This window comes from Stenotrophomonas sp. YJH_SMC_82 (genome assembly GCF_059368875.1).
On sequence record NZ_JCAFSE010000005.1, the window covers coordinates 129,277 to 145,394 of the forward strand.

General features: G+C 68.5%; 13 protein-coding genes. 5 read left to right on the forward strand and 8 right to left on the reverse strand.

What is annotated here, in order from left to right:
• Positions 1–63: 63 nt before the first annotated feature.
• Together zapE and AC5P53_RS18135 are read right to left on the reverse strand one after the other, a co-directional pair.
• Positions 64–1,164, reverse strand: a complete 1,101-nt coding sequence (gene zapE, locus AC5P53_RS18130) for a cell division protein ZapE (RefSeq protein ID WP_049441797.1) — start codon at positions 1,162–1,164, stop codon at positions 64–66.
• A complete protein-coding gene (locus AC5P53_RS18135) occupies positions 1,161–1,832 on the reverse strand; it encodes an alpha/beta hydrolase (RefSeq protein ID WP_134808409.1) in 672 nt (223 codons plus the stop codon). The genes zapE and AC5P53_RS18135 overlap by 4 nt, the downstream gene beginning before the upstream one ends.
• A gap of 43 nt (positions 1,833–1,875) precedes the next feature.
• Between AC5P53_RS18135 and AC5P53_RS18140 the strand changes: the two genes are divergently transcribed.
• Positions 1,876–2,733, forward strand: a complete 858-nt coding sequence (locus tag AC5P53_RS18140) for a membrane protein (RefSeq protein WP_046428023.1) — start codon at positions 1,876–1,878, stop codon at positions 2,731–2,733.
• 122 nt (positions 2,734–2,855) lie between these two features.
• Here AC5P53_RS18140 and AC5P53_RS18145 read toward each other — a convergent pair whose 3' ends face one another.
• The 3 genes from AC5P53_RS18145 to AC5P53_RS18155 all read right to left on the reverse strand — a co-directional run bounded on the left by AC5P53_RS18145 (position 2,856) and on the right by AC5P53_RS18155 (position 5,854).
• On the reverse strand, positions 2,856–4,301 hold the full coding sequence (locus tag AC5P53_RS18145; protein ID WP_014645574.1) for an ExeM/NucH family extracellular endonuclease: 1,446 nt from the start codon (positions 4,299–4,301) through the stop codon (positions 2,856–2,858).
• Positions 4,302–4,509: 208 nt separating this feature from the next.
• On the reverse strand, positions 4,510–5,028 hold the full coding sequence (locus tag AC5P53_RS18150) for a c-type cytochrome (RefSeq protein ID WP_014035592.1): 519 nt from the start codon (positions 5,026–5,028) through the stop codon (positions 4,510–4,512).
• A gap of 208 nt (positions 5,029–5,236) precedes the next feature.
• Complete coding sequence (locus tag AC5P53_RS18155) at positions 5,237–5,854, reverse strand: TetR/AcrR family transcriptional regulator (RefSeq protein ID WP_014645572.1); 618 nt, start codon at positions 5,852–5,854, stop codon at positions 5,237–5,239.
• Between the two features lie 159 nt (positions 5,855–6,013).
• On the opposite strand from AC5P53_RS18155, the gene AC5P53_RS18160 reads away from it, so the two are divergent.
• The 3 genes from AC5P53_RS18160 to AC5P53_RS18170 are packed head-to-tail and all read left to right on the forward strand — an operon-like array spanning position 6,014 to position 10,822.
• The gene (locus AC5P53_RS18160) at positions 6,014–7,177 is read left to right on the forward strand and encodes an isovaleryl-CoA dehydrogenase (protein WP_014645571.1); all 1,164 of its coding nucleotides are present in this window, start codon (positions 6,014–6,016) and stop codon (positions 7,175–7,177) included.
• A gap of 10 nt (positions 7,178–7,187) precedes the next feature.
• Positions 7,188–8,798 carry a carboxyl transferase domain-containing protein gene (locus AC5P53_RS18165; protein WP_014645570.1) on the forward strand — a complete coding sequence of 537 codons (1,611 nt, stop codon included), beginning with the start codon at positions 7,188–7,190 and terminating at the stop codon, positions 8,796–8,798.
• An 8-nt stretch (positions 8,799–8,806) separates the two neighbouring features.
• Positions 8,807–10,822: an acetyl/propionyl/methylcrotonyl-CoA carboxylase subunit alpha gene (locus tag AC5P53_RS18170; protein ID WP_495227479.1), complete on the forward strand. Its 2,016-nt coding sequence runs from the start codon at positions 8,807–8,809 to the stop codon at positions 10,820–10,822.
• 19 nt (positions 10,823–10,841) lie between these two features.
• On the opposite strand, the gene AC5P53_RS18175 is transcribed toward AC5P53_RS18170, so the two are convergent.
• Positions 10,842–12,008 (reverse strand): putative peptide maturation dehydrogenase, encoded by a 1,167-nt coding sequence (locus tag AC5P53_RS18175; RefSeq protein ID WP_241887689.1) that lies wholly within the window; start codon positions 12,006–12,008, stop codon positions 10,842–10,844.
• A 138-nt stretch (positions 12,009–12,146) separates the two neighbouring features.
• On the opposite strand from AC5P53_RS18175, the gene AC5P53_RS18180 reads away from it, so the two are divergent.
• Positions 12,147–12,440, forward strand: a complete 294-nt coding sequence (locus AC5P53_RS18180; protein WP_014645567.1) for an NHLP-related RiPP peptide — start codon at positions 12,147–12,149, stop codon at positions 12,438–12,440.
• Between the two features lie 7 nt (positions 12,441–12,447).
• Here the strand turns inward: AC5P53_RS18180 and AC5P53_RS18185 are convergent, their stop codons facing one another.
• Positions 12,448–14,937, reverse strand: coding sequence for a putative peptide modification system cyclase (locus tag AC5P53_RS18185; protein ID WP_046427990.1), 2,490 nt, complete (start codon positions 14,935–14,937; stop codon positions 12,448–12,450).
• A gap of 13 nt (positions 14,938–14,950) precedes the next feature.
• Positions 14,951–15,991 (reverse strand): GGDEF domain-containing protein, encoded by a 1,041-nt coding sequence (locus AC5P53_RS18190; protein WP_032956218.1) that lies wholly within the window; start codon positions 15,989–15,991, stop codon positions 14,951–14,953.
• Between the last annotated feature and the right edge of the window lie 127 nt (positions 15,992–16,118).

Consider the following 16,118-nt stretch of genomic DNA (forward strand, 5'->3'; position numbering starts at 1 on the left):
CTCCCTTTCGGCACATCATCCAGAGGCAGCCGAGCGTGGGCTCGGCTCTACAGTAAACCGCCCTCACGCCCGGTGCGGGGTACCCAGGTACTCGGCGCTCTGCATCTCGATCAGGCGCGAGGCGGTGCGTTCGAACGCGCCCTGCAGGCGCTGGCCGGTGTACAGCTCGATCGGCGAGGTGCTGGCGGTGCAGACCAGGTTGACGTGGCGGTCGTACAGCTCGTCGATCAGGTTGACGAAGCGGCGCGCGGCATCCTCATTCAAGCGGTCGAAGGCGGGAATGCCGCCCAGCAGCACCGTGTTGAACTCGTGCGCGATCTCGATGTAATCCGAGGGCCCGCGCGGGCCTTCGCACAGCGCGGCGAAATCGAACCAGGCAATGCTCTTGCCGCGGCCACGCACCGGGATCTTGCGGCCCTCGATCTCGATGTTGCCGGGCTTGGCCGGCTGGCCGCCGCTCAGCTCGTTCCAGCGCGTGGCCAGCCAGTCGTCGCTGTCGGCCGCCAGCGGTGCGCGGTATACCGGCGAGCGGGTCAGCGCGCGCATCCGGTAATCCTCGGTACCTTCGGCGTACAGCTCGACGCAGAAGCGCTGCAGCAGGCCGATGGCCGGCAGGAAGCTCTCGCGCTGCAGGCCGTTGAGGTACAGGTTCTCCACTGCGGTGTTGGAGGTGGTGACCAGGGTCACGCCCTCGGCGAACAGGCGCTCGAGCAGCCGCGCCAGCAGCATCGCATCGCCGATGTCGGTGACGAAGAACTCGTCCAGCACCAGCACGCGCAGGTTGCTGCGCCATTCCTGGGCGATCTTCGCCAGCGGGTCGCTCTGGCCCTGGTGCTCGCGCAGGCGCTCATGGACGCTGCGCATGAAGCGGTGGAAATGGGTGCGGTACTTCTGCTTGATCGGCAGCCCGTCGTAGAACAGGTCGACCAGGAAGGTCTTGCCACGGCCGACGCCGCCCCAGAAGTACAGGCCCTTGATCGGCTCGGGCTTCTTCCAGAACGAAGACAGGCGGTCCAGCCAGCCATCCTCGGCACTGTCCAGCAGGCCCAGGTGGATGCGGTCCAGCTCGGCCAGCGCCGCATGCTGGGCCGGATCGTTCTGCCAGTCGCCACGGGCAACCCCTTCCGCATACCGCTGCGACGGGGTCAGCTCGGGTGCACTCATGCCGCCGCGCCCAGCCAGTGCTTGACGCCGTGGGTCAGCGCGCCGCGCAGGTCGATCAGCTTGCGGTGGAAGAAGTGGCTGGTCTCGGGCATGCGTACCAGCTCATGCGGGGCGTCCAGCGTGTCCAGCCACTGGTAGACGGCCTGCGGGTCGACGATCTCGTCCTGCTCGCCCTGGATCACCAGCCAGCGCGCCGGCGGCGCGATGCCGTCGAAATCCCAGCGACCGGCCGGCGGCGCGATCGAGATCAGCGCTTCCGGCTGCAGCGTGGCGGCGGCCTTCAGCGACACGAACGCGCCGAAGCTGAAACCGGCCAGCCACAGGCGGTCGTCCGGGCGCTGGCTGCGCACCCAGGCCGCGACGGCCTTCAGGTCATCCTGCTCGCCCACGCCGCCATCGAAGGTGCCAGCCGAACCACCCACGCTGCGGAAGTTGAAGCGCACCGTGGCGATGCCCAGCTCGCGCAGGGTGGAGGCGGTCATGGTGACCACCTTGTTGTGCAGGGTGCCACCTTCGGTGGACAGCGGATGGCAGACGATGGCCACGATCGGCTGCACCGGCACATCGGCCTTGGGCAGGTCGACGACCACGTCCAGCGGGCCGGCCGGGCCGTCCAGTTCGAGGCAGGCGGTTTCGCCGGGGGCGACGGGGAACAAGGGCTTGTGCATGGCACCATGATACCGTCCCCCGCCCCTGCCCTGTGCCCGCCCCATGCTCTATCTGTCACTGGCCGTGATCTGCAGTGTGCTGGTTTCGGTGTTGTTGAAGGTGGCCGCACGCCGCCAGCTGGATGTTGCGCAGATGGTCACCTGGAACTATCTGGTGGCGGCAACGCTCACCGCCGTGGTGCTGCAGCCACCGCTGGATGCGCTGCGCGCGCCGCATGCGCCGTGGCTGTCACTGCTGGCGCTGGCGGTGGTGCTGCCCTCGATCTTCCTGGTACTGGGCCGCGCGGTGGCGGTGGCCGGCATCGTCCGCAGCGACGTGGCGCAGCGGCTGTCGTTGCTGCTTTCCCTGGCCGCCGCCTTCCTGTGCTTCGGCCAGACCGCAACGCCCTGGAAACTGGCCGGCCTGGGCCTGGGCCTGCTGGCGATGGTGGCCATCAGCCTGCGCCCGCGCGGCCCGGCGGTGGCGTCCTCACCCGGCGGCTGGGGCTGGCTGCTGGGCGTATGGGCCGGATTCGCAGTGGTGGACGTGCTGCTCAAGCAGGTGGCGCTGTCCGGCACGCCGTCGATGGCGGCGGTGCTGGCCAGTTTCAGCGTCGCCTTCGTGCTGATGCTGGCAATGCAGCTGTGGCGGCATGTCAGTGGCCGCAGCCGACTGGCCTGGCGCAACCTCGGCGCGGGTGCACTGCTGGGCCTGCTCAATGGCGGCAACATCCTGTTCTATGTGCATGCGCACCAGGCGATGCCAGAGAGCCCGGCCACCGTGTTCGCCGGCATGAACATCGGCGTGGTGGTGCTGGGCGCGCTGGTAGGCATGTTCGTCTTCGGCGAGGCCACCACGAAGTGGAACCGCGCGGGACTGGCGCTGGCGGTGCTGGCGATCGGGATGATCGCCTGGGGGTGAGCGATACCCGGGGTCGGATCCCATTCCCACGGAATGGGCTCTGACCCCTACGCCTCAGACCCCGCGATGCCTTGGGTCAGAGCCCATTCCGTGGGAATGGCATCCGACCCCGGCCTGGCGCGTTACTTGTCGAAGCCCAGCAGCAGCGGGTCGTGGTCGGAGCTGCGCCACGGGCCCTGCACGTTGCGGCCCTGGTAGCCGCTGGCGTCCTGCTCGTCGGCGTTGCTGTGCCATTCGGCGGCACCACGCAGGCGCCTGGCCATGCCCGGGTTCAGCAGCGCGTGGTCGAGACGGCCGGTGTAGCCGTTGTAGACGTAGCTGTAGGGATGCTCGACCTTGGCCACCTTGAACGCGTCCTGCCAGCCCAGATCATGCAGGGCGCGGATCGGGTCTTCCATCGCGTAGGCATTGAAGTCACCCAGCAGCACCGCGTCCCTGGCACCGGTACCGGTCGGATCGGTCTGCAGCCAGGCGTGCAGCTGCTGCGCCGACGTCACACGGGTGGCGTTCCAGCAGCCCTGATTGTCGTTGCGATCGGCGTCGGCACCGGCCGCGTCACGGCAACCCTTCGATTTGAAATGGTTGGCAACCACCACGAACGGCGCCCCCTGCTTGCCCTGGAAGGCCTGCGCCAACGGTACGCGGCTGTGCTCGACGAACGGGCCGCCGGTCAGCGTGGCCGGCTTGCCGACCGGCTGCAGGCGCGTGCTGCGATAGATGATGCCGACCCGGATCGGGTTGTCGCCGGGGCCGTTGCCGGCGTCGACGAAGCGCCAGTCGCCCTGCGCGCCGCGGTCGCGGTTGAGCGCATCGACCAGTTCGGCGATGGCCGACTGCGGGCCGTAGCCGTCGTTCTCCAGTTCCATCAGCGCAGCGACATCAGCGCCCAACGCATTGACCGTGGTGACCAGCTTGGCGAGCTGCGCCTTGTGCTCGTCCAGCGTGCGCGCGCCGCGCAGCGTCGGGAAGCCACCGCCCTGGCCGTCACCATTGAAGAAATTCTCCAGGTTGAAGGCGGCCACGTGCAGGCTTCCCGGCACCGTGGGTACTGCCGGGCGCTTCAGTTCCGGCAGCTTCAGCGCGCCTTCGACCTGCAGGCGCGGATGGCCCTGCGCGTCCACGCGCACGATGCCCTCCACGTTGCGCAGCTGCATGCCGGTGCGCAGCACCGGGTTGCCCGGCAGGTAGGGCACGCTGGCGGGGTCGCGGGCATCGCTGCCATCTTCCAGCACCAGGCGGCGGCGCCGGTTGTCGGCCATCACCTGCTCATAGCCGGCAGTGCCCGGCGCGGCCACTTCGGTCGGCTGCCAGAGGCGGCCATCGAACGCCACCGTGAGCTGGCCGAAGTGCTGCAGGCCATCGGTACCGGCCAGGGTAAGCGGCGCGGCGATGCGCACGCGCTGCCCATCCAGCGCGCGCCAGTCGGCCGGCGCAGCGGTCAGCACCACAGTGGCGCTGCCGCGCGCGACGGAGGGCGGCGCGACCGGCGTGGCCTGCGGCTGGGCCTGGGCAAAGGCGCCGGCCGGCAGCAGCAGGGACAGGGCAAGGGCGAGGGAACGGCGGCGCATCAACGGGCGACTCCATGGAAGAGGCGCACAGACTAACCCTGAAATGCGAAACCCCGCCTGCGCAGCGGGGGCATATGAGCGATCAGGCCTCGGTGGGCAAAGCCGGGGGATCGTAGAGCCGAGCCCATGCTCGGCTGCACCTGGCCACACCGCGCGGAGAGCAGCCGAGCGCGGGCTCGGCTCTACAGGAAGCGGCGCGTTGCGGCGGTTACTTCAGGTTGCCCAGCATCCAGTCCACGGTGGCGTGGATCTGTTCTTCGGTCAGCGCCGGGTTGCCGCCCTTGGGCGGCATGATCCCGCCGTCGGGGCCGGTATAGCCCTCGATGGCGTGCTTGTAGAGGGTGTCCTTGCCCTGCGCGATGCGCTTGTCCCAATGCGAATGGTCCAGCGTCGGTGCCATGCCCACACCGTTGGTGTGGCAGGCGGTGCACAGGTTGTCGAAGATCACCTTGCCATCCTTGGTGCCGCCGTAGGCCACCTGCGACGCCGCCTTGGCCAGCGCGGCGGCCTTGGCCGCGGCCTGCGCGGCGGCGCCGGTGCTGCCGGCATAGACCGCGCCGGTGGGCGAAATGCGCTGTTCGGTGCGCTTGGCCGCAGTGGGCGACACCTCGGGCGGAATCCGGGTGTGGATGTAGGCGGCAAGGAGGATGAGGCCGAGGGTGATGGTCGCCAGCAGCGCGATCACCATGGAGAAGCGTTTCAGGAACTCCAGATCGTAATTCCGCACTCTTCGTTACCCCTGGCTGATAGTCGTTGGACCACGGCTGAGCGACTGCGTGATGGACCGAGTATAGAACGCGCCTTGCGTGCGACAACAGGCGTCACTGCTGGTGCGGCGCAACATGCCGGGGGCTGGGGTCGGGGATGGGGTCAGATCCCTTTTGCGCCGCAAAAGGGATCTGACCCCAGCAACAGAAGCCGGCCAGCGGCCGGCGCTACCGGATTACCGGGGCACCGATCGCGCGCAGGCAGAAGCTGCAGATCGCATCCACCAGCGCGTCTTCGTCGCGGTGCGCTTCGCGGCTGGGCGCGGTCGGGCCGACCATCGCTTCGGTGAAGGCGCCGACCAGGCACGCGGCGGCCACATGCGCGTCCTGTGCCGGCAGCTCACCGGCGGCCACGCCTTCCTCCACCAGCCGCAGGAACACGTCGCCGAACGCGCGACGTCCGCGCATGCGCTCGGCCTCCACGTCCGGATCGACCGGTTCGACGATGAAGGCGTGCGCCAGCCCCGGCCCGGCCAGGGCGCGGCGGACGAAGGCGGTGATTGCCAGCCGCAGGCGCTCGCTGGCCACCTCCGGACCGCTGGCGATGCGCTCCATGATCGCGACCTCGTGGGCCACCGCGGCGTTGAGCACCTCCACGAACAGCTCGGCCTTGGACGGGAAGTGGCGATAGATCAGGCCGGTGGACACCCCCGCCTGGGTCGCCACGGCGGTCACCGGGGCGTTGCGCCAGCCGCCGGTGGCGACCAGCTCGCGGGTGGCCAGCAGGATCCGTTCACGGGCGCCCGCCAGGCGTTCTTCCATCAATGCAGAGCGTTTATAGGCCATGTTCTGATTCTAGTTTCAATTTTTGAATTCGTATTCACTTCTTATCCGAACCCCGCTACGCTGGGGCCATCGCCCGTGCGGGTGGCGGTCCTGCCGACCGCCGCCCGCTCCCCCGCCGGGTGCGTCCATTCCCTGCCATCCCGCCGTGGAGCCACCACAATGCACGTGCCATCCCTGAACTTCGATCTTGGCGAAGACATCGACCTGCTGCGCCAGAGCGTGGCCCATTTTGCCGCCGCCGAGGTCGCACCGCTGGCCGCCGAGGCTGATGCCAGCAACCAGTTCCCGCTGGCCCTGTGGCCGAAGCTGGGCGAACAGGGCCTGCTCGGCCTCACCGTGGAAGAAGAATACGGTGGTACCGGCATGGGCTACCTGGCCCACGTGGTGGCGATGGAAGAAATCTCGCGCGCCTCCGGCGGCATCGGCCTGTCCTATGGCGCGCACTCCAACCTGTGCGTGAACCAGCTGCGCAAGAACGGCAACGAAGAACAGAAGCAGCGCTTCCTGCCCGGCCTGTGCAACGGCAGCCTGGTCGGCGCGCTGGCGATGAGCGAACCGGGTGCCGGTTCGGATGTGGTGTCGATGAAGCTGCGCGCCGACAAGCGCGGCGACCGCTACGTGCTCAACGGCAACAAGATGTGGATCACCAACGGCCCGGATGCCGACGTGCTGGTGGTCTACGCCAAGACCGACATGGAGGCCGGTGCCAAGGGCATCACCGCGTTCCTGGTCGAGAAGGGCATGAAGGGCTTCTCCACCGCGCAGAAGCTGGACAAGCTCGGCATGCGCTCCTCGCCCACCTGCGAGCTGGTGTTCCAGGACTGCGAGATTCCCGAAGAGAACGTGCTGGGCCAGGTCGGCGGTGGCGTGCGCGTACTGATGTCCGGCCTGGACTACGAGCGCGTGGTGCTGTCCGGTGGCCCGCTGGGCCTGATGGCCGCGGCCATGGACGTGGTCATGCCCTATGTGCACGAGCGCCACCAGTTCGGCGAACCGATCGGCAGCTTCCAGCTGATCCAGGCCAAGATCGCCGACATGTACGTGGGCCTGGGTGCCTGCCGCGCGTATGTCTATGCCGTGGCGCGCGCCTGCGACCAGGGCCGCACCACCCGCCAGGACGCCGCCGGTGCGATCCTGTACGCCGCCGAGAAGGCCACCTGGCTGACCGGCCAGGCGATCCAGATCCTCGGCGGCAACGGCTACATCAACGAATACCCGACCGGCCGCTTGTGGCGCGACGCCAAGCTGTATGAAATCGGCGCCGGCACCTCGGAGATCCGCCGCATGCTGATCGGCCGCGAACTGTTCCAGCGCACCCTGTAAGGCCACCGCGATGACCGTCCTGAACAGCCAGCTGCAACCGGGCAGCGAAACGTTTGAAAGCAACCGCGCGGCCATGCAGGCCGTAGTCGACGACCTGCATGCCACCCTCGCGCGCACCGCGCTGGGTGGCAGTGAGGCGGCACGCGCCAAGCACACCGCGCGCGGCAAGCTGCTGGTGCGCGACCGCATCGACGCCCTGCTCGACCCCGGCAGCGCCTTCCTGGAAATCGCGCCGTTGGCCGCGCACGGCATGTATGAAGACGCCGTGCCCGCCGCGGGCGTGGTGGCCGGCATCGGCCGGGTGAGCGGCGTGGAATGCGTGATCGTGGCCAACGACGCCACGGTCAAGGGCGGCACCTATTACCCGATGACGGTGAAGAAGCACCTGCGCGCGCAGGAGATCGCCGAGCAGAACCACCTGCCGTGCATCTACCTGGTCGATTCCGGTGGCGCGTTCCTGCCGCTGCAGGACGAAGTCTTCCCCGACCGCGACCATTTCGGCCGCATCTTCTACAACCAGGCCAACCTGTCGGCGCAGGGCATTCCGCAGATCGCCTGCGTGATGGGCAGCTGCACCGCCGGTGGCGCCTATGTGCCGGCGATGAGCGACGAGACCGTGATCGTGCGCGAGCAGGGCACGATCTTCCTCGGCGGCCCGCCGCTGGTGAAGGCGGCCACCGGTGAAGTGGTCACGGCCGAGGAACTGGGTGGCGCCGACGTGCACACCCGCATCTCCGGCGTGGCCGACCACATGGCCGACAACGATCTGCAGGCACTGGCACGGGTGCGCGCGATCATCGCCCAGCTCAACTGGCGCAAGCCGGAACCGGCGATGGCGGTGCGGCCCCCTGAAGCGCCATTGCTGCCGGCCCATGAGCTGTATGGCGTGATCCCGGCCGATACGCGCAAGCCCTACGACGTTCGCGAAGTGATCGCGCGGCTGGTGGATGGCTCGCGCTTCGACGAGTTCAAGCCGCGCTACGGCGCAACGCTGGTGACCGGTTTCGCCCATCTGAACGGCTACCCGATCGGCATCATCGCCAACAACGGGATCCTGTTCTCCGAGTCGGCCCTGAAGGGCGCGCACTTCATCGAGCTGTGCACCCAGCGCAACATCCCGCTGGTGTTCCTGCAGAACATCACCGGCTTCATGGTCGGCCGCAAGTACGAACAGGGCGGCATCGCCAAGGACGGCGCCAAGCTGGTGATGGCGGTGGCCTGTGCCAGGGTGCCCAAGTTCACCGTGGTGATCGGCGGCTCGTTCGGTGCCGGCAACTACGGCATGTGTGGCCGTGCGTACTCGCCGAACTTCCTGTGGATGTGGCCGAACGCGCGCATCGGCGTGATGGGCGGCGAGCAGGCCGCCAGTGTGCTGGCCACGGTCAAGCGCGATGGCATTGAAGCCAAGGGCGGCCAGTGGCCGGCGGCGGAAGAGGATGCCTTCAAGGCACCGATCCGCGACCAGTTCGAACAGCAGGGCCACCCGTACTACGCCAGCGCGCGCCTGTGGGACGACGGCGTGATCGATCCGGCCGACACCCGCCAGGTGCTGGCGCTGGCGCTGTCGGCCAGCCTCAACGCCGCCCCGCAGCAGACGCGCTTCGGCGTGTTCCGCATGTGACCCGTGCCATGACCGAGCACGCTCCTATGAAGCACGTTGCCATGTTCAGCAAAGTCCTGATCGCCAACCGCGGCGAAATCGCCTGCCGCGTCATCGCCACCTGCCGCCGCCTCGGCATCGCCACCGTGGCGGTGTATTCCGATGCCGACCGCAACGCACACCACGTGCGCCTGGCCGATGAAGCCGTCCACATCGGCCCGGCCGCCGCACGCGAGAGCTACCTGCGCAGCGATGCCCTGCTTGATGCCGCGCGCGCTACCGGTGCACAGGCCATCCACCCCGGTTACGGCTTCCTGTCCGAGAATGCCGACTTCGCCGATGCCTGCGCCGCCGCCGGCATCACCTTCATCGGGCCACCGCCCAGCGCGATCCGAGCGATGGGTGACAAGAGCGCGGCCAAGGCGCTGATGGCCAAGGCCGGTGTGCCGCTGACGCCGGGTTACCACGGTGACCAGCAGGCGCCGGACTTCCTGCGCGCGCAGGCCGATGGCATCGGCTACCCGGTGCTGATCAAGGCCAGCGCCGGTGGCGGTGGCAAGGGCATGCGCAAGGTCGAACGCAGCGAGGACTTCGTCGATGCGCTGGCCAGCTGCCAGCGCGAGGCGGCCTCGGCGTTCGGCAACGACCACGTGCTGGTCGAGAAGTACGTCGAGCGCCCGCGCCATATCGAGATCCAGGTGTTCGGCGACAGCCACGGTGAGGCGGTCTACCTGTTCGAGCGCGACTGCTCGGTGCAGCGCCGCCACCAGAAGGTGCTGGAAGAAGCACCCGCGCCGGGCATGAGCCCCGAACGTCGTGCTGCAATGGGCAAGGCCGCGGTCGATGCCGCACGCGCAGTGGGCTATGAGGGGGCGGGCACGGTGGAATTCATCGCCGGCCCGGACGGCGATTTCTACTTCATGGAAATGAACACCCGCCTGCAGGTCGAGCACCCGGTCACCGAATACATCACCGGCACCGACCTGGTGGAGTGGCAGCTGCGCGTGGCTTCGGGCCAACCGCTGCCGCTGCGCCAGGACCAGCTGGCCATCCATGGCCACGCGATCGAAGCGCGGCTGTACGCCGAGGATGCCGACCGTGGCTTCCTGCCCTCCACCGGCACCCTGCGCCGCCTGCGCCTGCCGGCAGCGTCGGCCAACGTGCGCGTCGATACCGGCGTGGAGGAAGGTGACAGCATCACCCCGTACTACGATCCGATGATCGCCAAGCTGATCGTCTGGGACGTGGACCGCGACGCCGCGCTGCGCCGCATGAGCCAGGCCCTGGCCGACTGCCAGGTGGTGGGCGTGACCACCAACGCCGGCTTCCTGCGCCGCCTGGTGAATACCGATTCGTTCGCGCACGCCAGGCTGGATACGGCGCTGATCGAACGCGAACAGGCGGCATTGAGTGCCGTGGGCGACGCGGGTGCGGACCTGTGGCTGCTGGCCGCCGTGGCTGCGGTGGCAAGCACGGCGCCCGCCAGCACCGACGTGCGCGATCCGCATTCGCCGTGGCGGTCACAGGATGGCTGGCGCCTCGGTGCGTCCGCGCCGCGCGTAGTGCCGCTGCAGCAGGGCGAACGCAAGCACACGCTGAAGGTGTGGGCGCAGGCCGATGGCTGGCGCGTGCAGTGCGATGACGCTGCACCGGTGCGGGTGATCGGCACGGCCGATGTGCACGGACTGACGGTGCAGCTGGGCGAGCGCCGCGGGTCGCTGCAGCTGCTGCGCGACGGTAACCAGCTGTACCTGTTCGGCGCCGACGGCCAGCACCGCTTCACCCTGCATGATCCAGTGGGTGAATCGGACCACGCCGTGGCCGACGCCGGCAGCCTGCTGGCACCCATGCCGGGCAGGATCGTGGCCACGCTGGTCGCGGCCGGTACCGAGGTCAAGCGCGGCACGCCGCTGGTGGTGCTGGAAGCGATGAAGATGGAGCACACCCTGCAGGCACCGGCCGATGGCACGGTGAAGGGTTACCGTGCCAAGGCCGGCGACCAGGTCGGCGACGGCGCGGTGCTGGTGGACTTCGAGGCGACCTGATCGCCGGGGCGGCGGCCGCTCAGCGGTCGTCGCCCGTCGCCACCCGCCCGGCCGGATCGAATTCGGCCGTGTCCAGCGTGGCACTGCGCCAGCCCAGGCCACAGATGGCCATCGCGCTCTGGCCGATGCCATCGAACCCAAAAGCACGATCGACATCGGCATCGTTGATCGCCGCTGTCACGAATGCTGCCAGCCCGCGCTCGGTGGCGCACAGGTACAGCAACTGCGAAATGTGGCCCACGTCCAGCGTCACCGCACGGTGCGCCTTGGCATGGTTGCGATACTTCCAGAAGCAGCGGTCATAACGCGGTGCCAGTACCAGCAGCGCTGGCGCATCGGCGAACCACGCCTGCCCGGACAGCATCCGCCGCGCCATCGCAGGCAACGCCTGCGGCGGTGGCGAGGGCAGCGGCAGCACGGCGTGCTGCACCGGATGATAGTGGTACAAGCCCGGTGCCAGTCCTTCCACGTTCTGCACCAGCAGGAAGCCCTCGGTGGGGTGCAGGCCGCCACCGGAAGGCACGTTCTTCTTCAGGAACTCGGTATCGCGCTCGACCTTCTGCACCGCGTGCGCCATCAGCGTACGCTGCAGCACCTGGGCCAGCAGCGGCAGCGGCAACGCGCGCTGCGGGTCGAAATTGCGGCAGGTGGTGCGACGCGCCAGCAGTGCATCGAACGCGTCCTCTTCGCTGCGCGGCAGCGGCTGGTAGTCGCCCTGCATCGGCTGCACCACCGGCGGTGGCGGCCCCAGGCGCTGGCGCAGGCCGGCCGCGGTGTCCAACCCCTGCCGGCGCATGTCCTCCACGCTGTCCACGGCCTGCCAGCGCGCATGGCGATGGGCCAGCGCAGCCAATGGCCACCACTGGCTGCGCCGCAGCGCCTCGTCGCGCATCTGGTGCCCCACCTCGCTCGGTGGGTCGGTCAACAGCAGGCCCTGTTCGACCAGGCGGGCCAGCATGGCCGGGGAGGCATCGGCGGGCGGTTCGCTCCAGCGGTGCGCGCTGAGCCCGCCCAGCAGCTGGCGCTCCTCGGCGTCCACCGGCAGTGGCTGGTCCAGGTGGGCGGCCAGCGCCACCCAGCTGATCTGGCTGTCCATCTCGGCGTGGCCGGCCAGCATCGCGCGCAGGTCCAGGGTGACCGCCTCGCGAGGCTCGAACATCAGGCTGGCGCAGCGGCGCAGGCGCATCGGTTTCCTTCCTTGTGCCGCACAGCCGGCATAGCAGCAACGACCGCAGCGCGGCCAACTTTAGCGACGTGCACAGCGCGGCCCTCAATGGCGGGCTGTCGCGGCCGATACGAGTAGCTCCACCTACGGACAATCCCCATGAGCCATCCCCGTCTTTCCGCCGCCGACGCCAGCACCCTGCTGGACCACCTGATCGGCAGCGAAGCGTTCCGCAGCCACTTCACCGCTTCGCCGGCCAAGGCCCTGGCCTCGATCGGGCTGGACGGTGCCGTTGGCGAAAACGACTGCATGAAGATCGGCACCCTGGCCTCGGTCGAGGAGCTGAGCCGCACCCGTGATTCGCTGCATGCGTACCTGAGTACCTCGACCGCCTCGATGACCGTGGTGTTCTGCTTCGAAGCCGACCGCATCGACGAGCGCGTCAACGCCTGAGTCCGCATCAGCGCGACACTCGCACCGACGTCGCCTCGGTGGCGATGTCGTGCACATTCAGGGGTTGCCAGACCTGCATGGACGCCACCTCGGCAATGGCCTGGCCGTGGTGCCGGGCCAGCCAGGCCTGCTCGCGACGCACGCCGGCAGTGTCCTGCTCGGCACGCAGTGCCTGCAGCAGCACAACGTGGGCCTGCACAGGTTCGCTGCCATCAAAGGTGGGCTCGAGCAGATGGCGTGCCGCCCGCGGACGCTGTTGCGCCAGTTCGGCCATCGCCAACACAACCCGACGCCACTTGCCCACCACAGGGCTGCGCTGCCGCTCCAGCAGTTCGCCATGGTCGCGCAGCCACTCTGCGGCCAGCGCATGCTGGCCCTGGCGCTGGGCCAGATAAGTCAGGGCCAGCAGCTGCAGGCTGCGGCTGCCCACGGCGGAGTCGTCGTTGTTCCGCAGCAGCGGCCGCAGCACGGCGGCAATGGATTCAAGCTCCTTCGCATCGCCGGCCGTGCACAGCGTGGTCACGGTGGCGTGCTGCAGGCGTTGATGGATCTGGTAGTCGATCAGATCCGGTGCTGGACCGTCCGCAGCAATCGCGGCATGCAAACTGCTGCAATCACGCTGCTCCGCAGCCACCAGCAGGTGGGCCCGCAGGCGCATGCGCTGTTGCAGGTCGTCCCCCCGCGGCAACCGCATCAACAGCTGCTGCGCCTGTGCATCCAGGCCCTGCGCAACCAGCACGTCCACATCCAGGTCGTCGGCCTCGTCATTGCCGCGCAACATCCGTGCCTGGCGCAAGGTGCGCATTGCCTGCTGCGGCTGGCCGAGGCCCAGCTGTGCCCGCGCCAGATGGATGGTCGGATACAGCCGCAACGGGTCCTGAGGCACCGTCGCGGCGCGCGCATAGGGCTCGGCCTCGGTGAAGCGATTGTCCTGCAGCAACCCCCAGGAGGTATTGGACAGCCCAGCAAACGAATCCGGATAGATCTTGGCCAGTGCACGCCACTGTTCCAGCGGCCAGCCACCGGGTTCCAGTTCGGCCTGCCAGCCCTTCAGGTACAGGCGCTCACGCGCGGGCAGGCGCTGCTGCTGGGCCAGCGCGTGCTCCAGCGCGTCACGCGCGTCCGCGACCTGCGCGGTGCGCGCATGCAGCTTGGCCACGCCCATGTAGGCCAGGGCAAAACCGGGATCGATGTCGATCGCGGCCTGGTAGAGGTTGCGGGCTTCTTCGAAGCGACGCTGACCCAGTGCGCTCTCGGCCAGCGCGAACGCGCGCAGTGCGCGCAGGTCCTGGGTCGAGGCGCGCGGCAGCGGCAGGGATTGCTCCAGGCTGGCCACCGACTCGCCCAGTCCGCGACGCAGGCGACCGACCACGTCGTCCACGGCGAACACCATCTGGTCGGATCGATCGGCGGTGGCGGTGAAGGTCTGGATCACCTGGCCACTGCCCGGTGCGGCAACATCGATGGCCAGCTCGTAGCCACCGATCTTCTGCCGCACGGTCGGCAGCAGCACCGCGCGCGCGCCCTCCCGCACCGCCACATCGACCGCGGTATCGCGGTTGAGCCGGGTATCGCCCGAGAGCCGCGCCATTTCCAGGCTTTCGCGGATCTTGCCTTCCGACAGCACGTTCACGTAGCGCGACTGTTCCAGTGCGATCCGGATCGCGTGCCGCATCGAGTCATCGAAGATCGGATCGCCGGTGAGGTTGTCGACATCGCCAAGCACCACCCAGTCACGTTCGGCGAAGGCAATGGCCGGCTCCGACCGCAGCAGCAGCCAGCCGCCCAGCACGGCCGCGGCAAGGATCAGGCCTTCGGCGGCCAGCACCAGCGGTTGCCGCCACAGCGGCAGGTCGCGGCGCGCCTTGGCGTTGGCGCGCGGCATGCGCAGCGGCGCCGAACCGATCTCGCCCACTTCGATCACTTCCTGCACCACCGGCACGCCCTTGAAGCGCCAGCGCCCGTGCGATTTCCACAGCAGGCGCGTGCCACGCTCGCCCAGTGCATCGGTGGCACGGCGGGTCAGCGATTCGGCCACCGCCGACAGCAGGATCTGGCCGGGGCGGGCCAGCATCATCAGGCGCGCCGCCATCGGCTTGGCCAGGCCTTCCACCTCCATCGACTTGGCACCGGCACGGACCGCCTCGGCGCTGTTCTCCCAGGTCAGCACGTCGCCCACGTGCAGGCCGGCGCGCGCGCGCAGTTCAATCGCGCGCTGCTGGCCCAGCGCGTGCAGTTCGCGCTGGTAGTCCAGGGCGAAGCCCAGTGCGTCGACGACGCGCTCGAACAGCATGAACAAGCCATCGGAGCGATCGATCAGCTGGCCGTTCCAGCGCTGCTGCAGCACCAGTACCAGGCGATCGTGTTCCTGGAACAGGCTTGCCGCCGCCACATCGCCGATCCGCTCGACCAGCTGCAGCGAATCACACAGATCGGTGAACAGCAGGGCGCGCAGCTGTGGGCTATGCGGGGCTGACGTTCCGTTGTCGCCATTCATCGCCTGCCTCTCCCTATTGGCCGTCCGGATCATCCGCCCAGCGCAGGCAGTTGCCGCCATCGCGCTTGGCCTGGTACAGCGCACGATCCGCGCAGGCATACCACTCGCTCCAGCCTGCCTCCGGCGCCAGCAGGCAGGCGCCGATGCTGACCAGGCTCACATGCGGCGTGCCATGGCTGCGCTCGAGCAGGCCATGCACCGCACTGATGATGAACTCGGCCGCGTGCTGCACGATCTCGTGATTGCCACGGCGCAGGATCAGGCAGAACTCATCGCCACCAAGCCGGCAGGCCAGGTCCTGCTCGCCGGCCATCGAGCGCAGGATGTTGCCCATGCTCTGCAGCACGCGGTCGCCGGCCTGGTGGCCGTGGCGGTCGTTGATCTGCTTGAAGCGGTCGCAATCGATCAGCAGCAGCGCCTGCGGCGGCCCCTCGGCCCGCTCGCGGCACTCCTGCAGGTACAGGGTGAGGCCTCGCCGGTTGTGCAGCCCGGTCAGTTCATCGGTACGCACCAGCTCACGGGTGTGGGTCAACTGATGGGTAGTGATGTACAGATTGTCCAGCGCGGTTTCCAGATCGTGGTTGCGCCGGCGCAGCTGTGCGATCAGTGCCTGTTCGTTGGCCAGCACGCGCATGATCGTACGGCGCAGGAAATAGGCCACCAGGCCGGGATCGGATTCGACCAGCCGATGGAAATCGGCCGGGCCCAGCTCCAGCACATCGCAGTCGACCAGCGCGCGCGCACTGGCGCTGCGCAGGTGGTCGCCGACCAGCAGGCCCAGTTCTCCGAAGAACTCGTGCTGCCCGAGCGTCTTGATCACCAGGTCCTCGCCGAAGTCCAGTTCGATCTGGCCTTCGAGGATCACATACATGCGCTCGCCGCGGTGGCCACGCTGGAACAGCCACTGTCCGGCACGGAGCTTGCATGCGCGGGCGAATCTGGCGAACAATGCCACCTCGGCATCGGACAACAGAGCGTGCACGATCTCGGCCATCGCCACCCGGGCGATACCTGTCGTCACATCACTGTTCTCGGCCGCACCCCTGCCGGTCATTCCCTGCACCCGCCGCCAGCGTCCCCTGGTGAGCCGCGGAGCATAGCACCGCTTTAAAGTGTGCGCCCTATCTCATTTTGACCCTTCTGCCGATCTTGATTGATGTGAAGATCGGTGATGGCCCGTT

What these genes read in the sequence shown, in the direction of transcription:
- AC5P53_RS18160 (WP_014645571.1), top strand. Translation starts at nt 6,014, where the DNA reads ATGCACGTGCCATCCCTGAACTTCGATCTTGGCGAAGACATCGACCTG.
- AC5P53_RS18180 (WP_014645567.1), top strand. Translation starts at nt 12,147, where the DNA reads ATGAGCCATCCCCGTCTTTCCGCCGCCGACGCCAGCACCCTGCTGGAC.
- AC5P53_RS18175 (WP_241887689.1), bottom strand. Translation starts at nt 12,008, where the DNA reads ATGCGCCTGCGCCGCTGCGCCAGCCTGATGTTCGAGCCTCGCGAGGCG.
- AC5P53_RS18140 (WP_046428023.1), top strand. Translation starts at nt 1,876, where the DNA reads ATGCTCTATCTGTCACTGGCCGTGATCTGCAGTGTGCTGGTTTCGGTG.
- AC5P53_RS18145 (WP_014645574.1), bottom strand. Translation starts at nt 4,301, where the DNA reads ATGCGCCGCCGTTCCCTCGCCCTTGCCCTGTCCCTGCTGCTGCCGGCC.
- AC5P53_RS18185 (WP_046427990.1), bottom strand. Translation starts at nt 14,937, where the DNA reads ATGAATGGCGACAACGGAACGTCAGCCCCGCATAGCCCACAGCTGCGC.
- AC5P53_RS18190 (WP_032956218.1), bottom strand. Translation starts at nt 15,991, where the DNA reads ATGACCGGCAGGGGTGCGGCCGAGAACAGTGATGTGACGACAGGTATC.
- AC5P53_RS18165 (WP_014645570.1), top strand. Translation starts at nt 7,188, where the DNA reads ATGACCGTCCTGAACAGCCAGCTGCAACCGGGCAGCGAAACGTTTGAA.
- AC5P53_RS18170 (WP_495227479.1), top strand. Translation starts at nt 8,807, where the DNA reads ATGACCGAGCACGCTCCTATGAAGCACGTTGCCATGTTCAGCAAAGTC.
- AC5P53_RS18135 (WP_134808409.1), bottom strand. Translation starts at nt 1,832, where the DNA reads ATGCACAAGCCCTTGTTCCCCGTCGCCCCCGGCGAAACCGCCTGCCTC.
- AC5P53_RS18155 (WP_014645572.1), bottom strand. Translation starts at nt 5,854, where the DNA reads ATGGCCTATAAACGCTCTGCATTGATGGAAGAACGCCTGGCGGGCGCC.
- zapE (WP_049441797.1), bottom strand. Translation starts at nt 1,164, where the DNA reads ATGAGTGCACCCGAGCTGACCCCGTCGCAGCGGTATGCGGAAGGGGTT.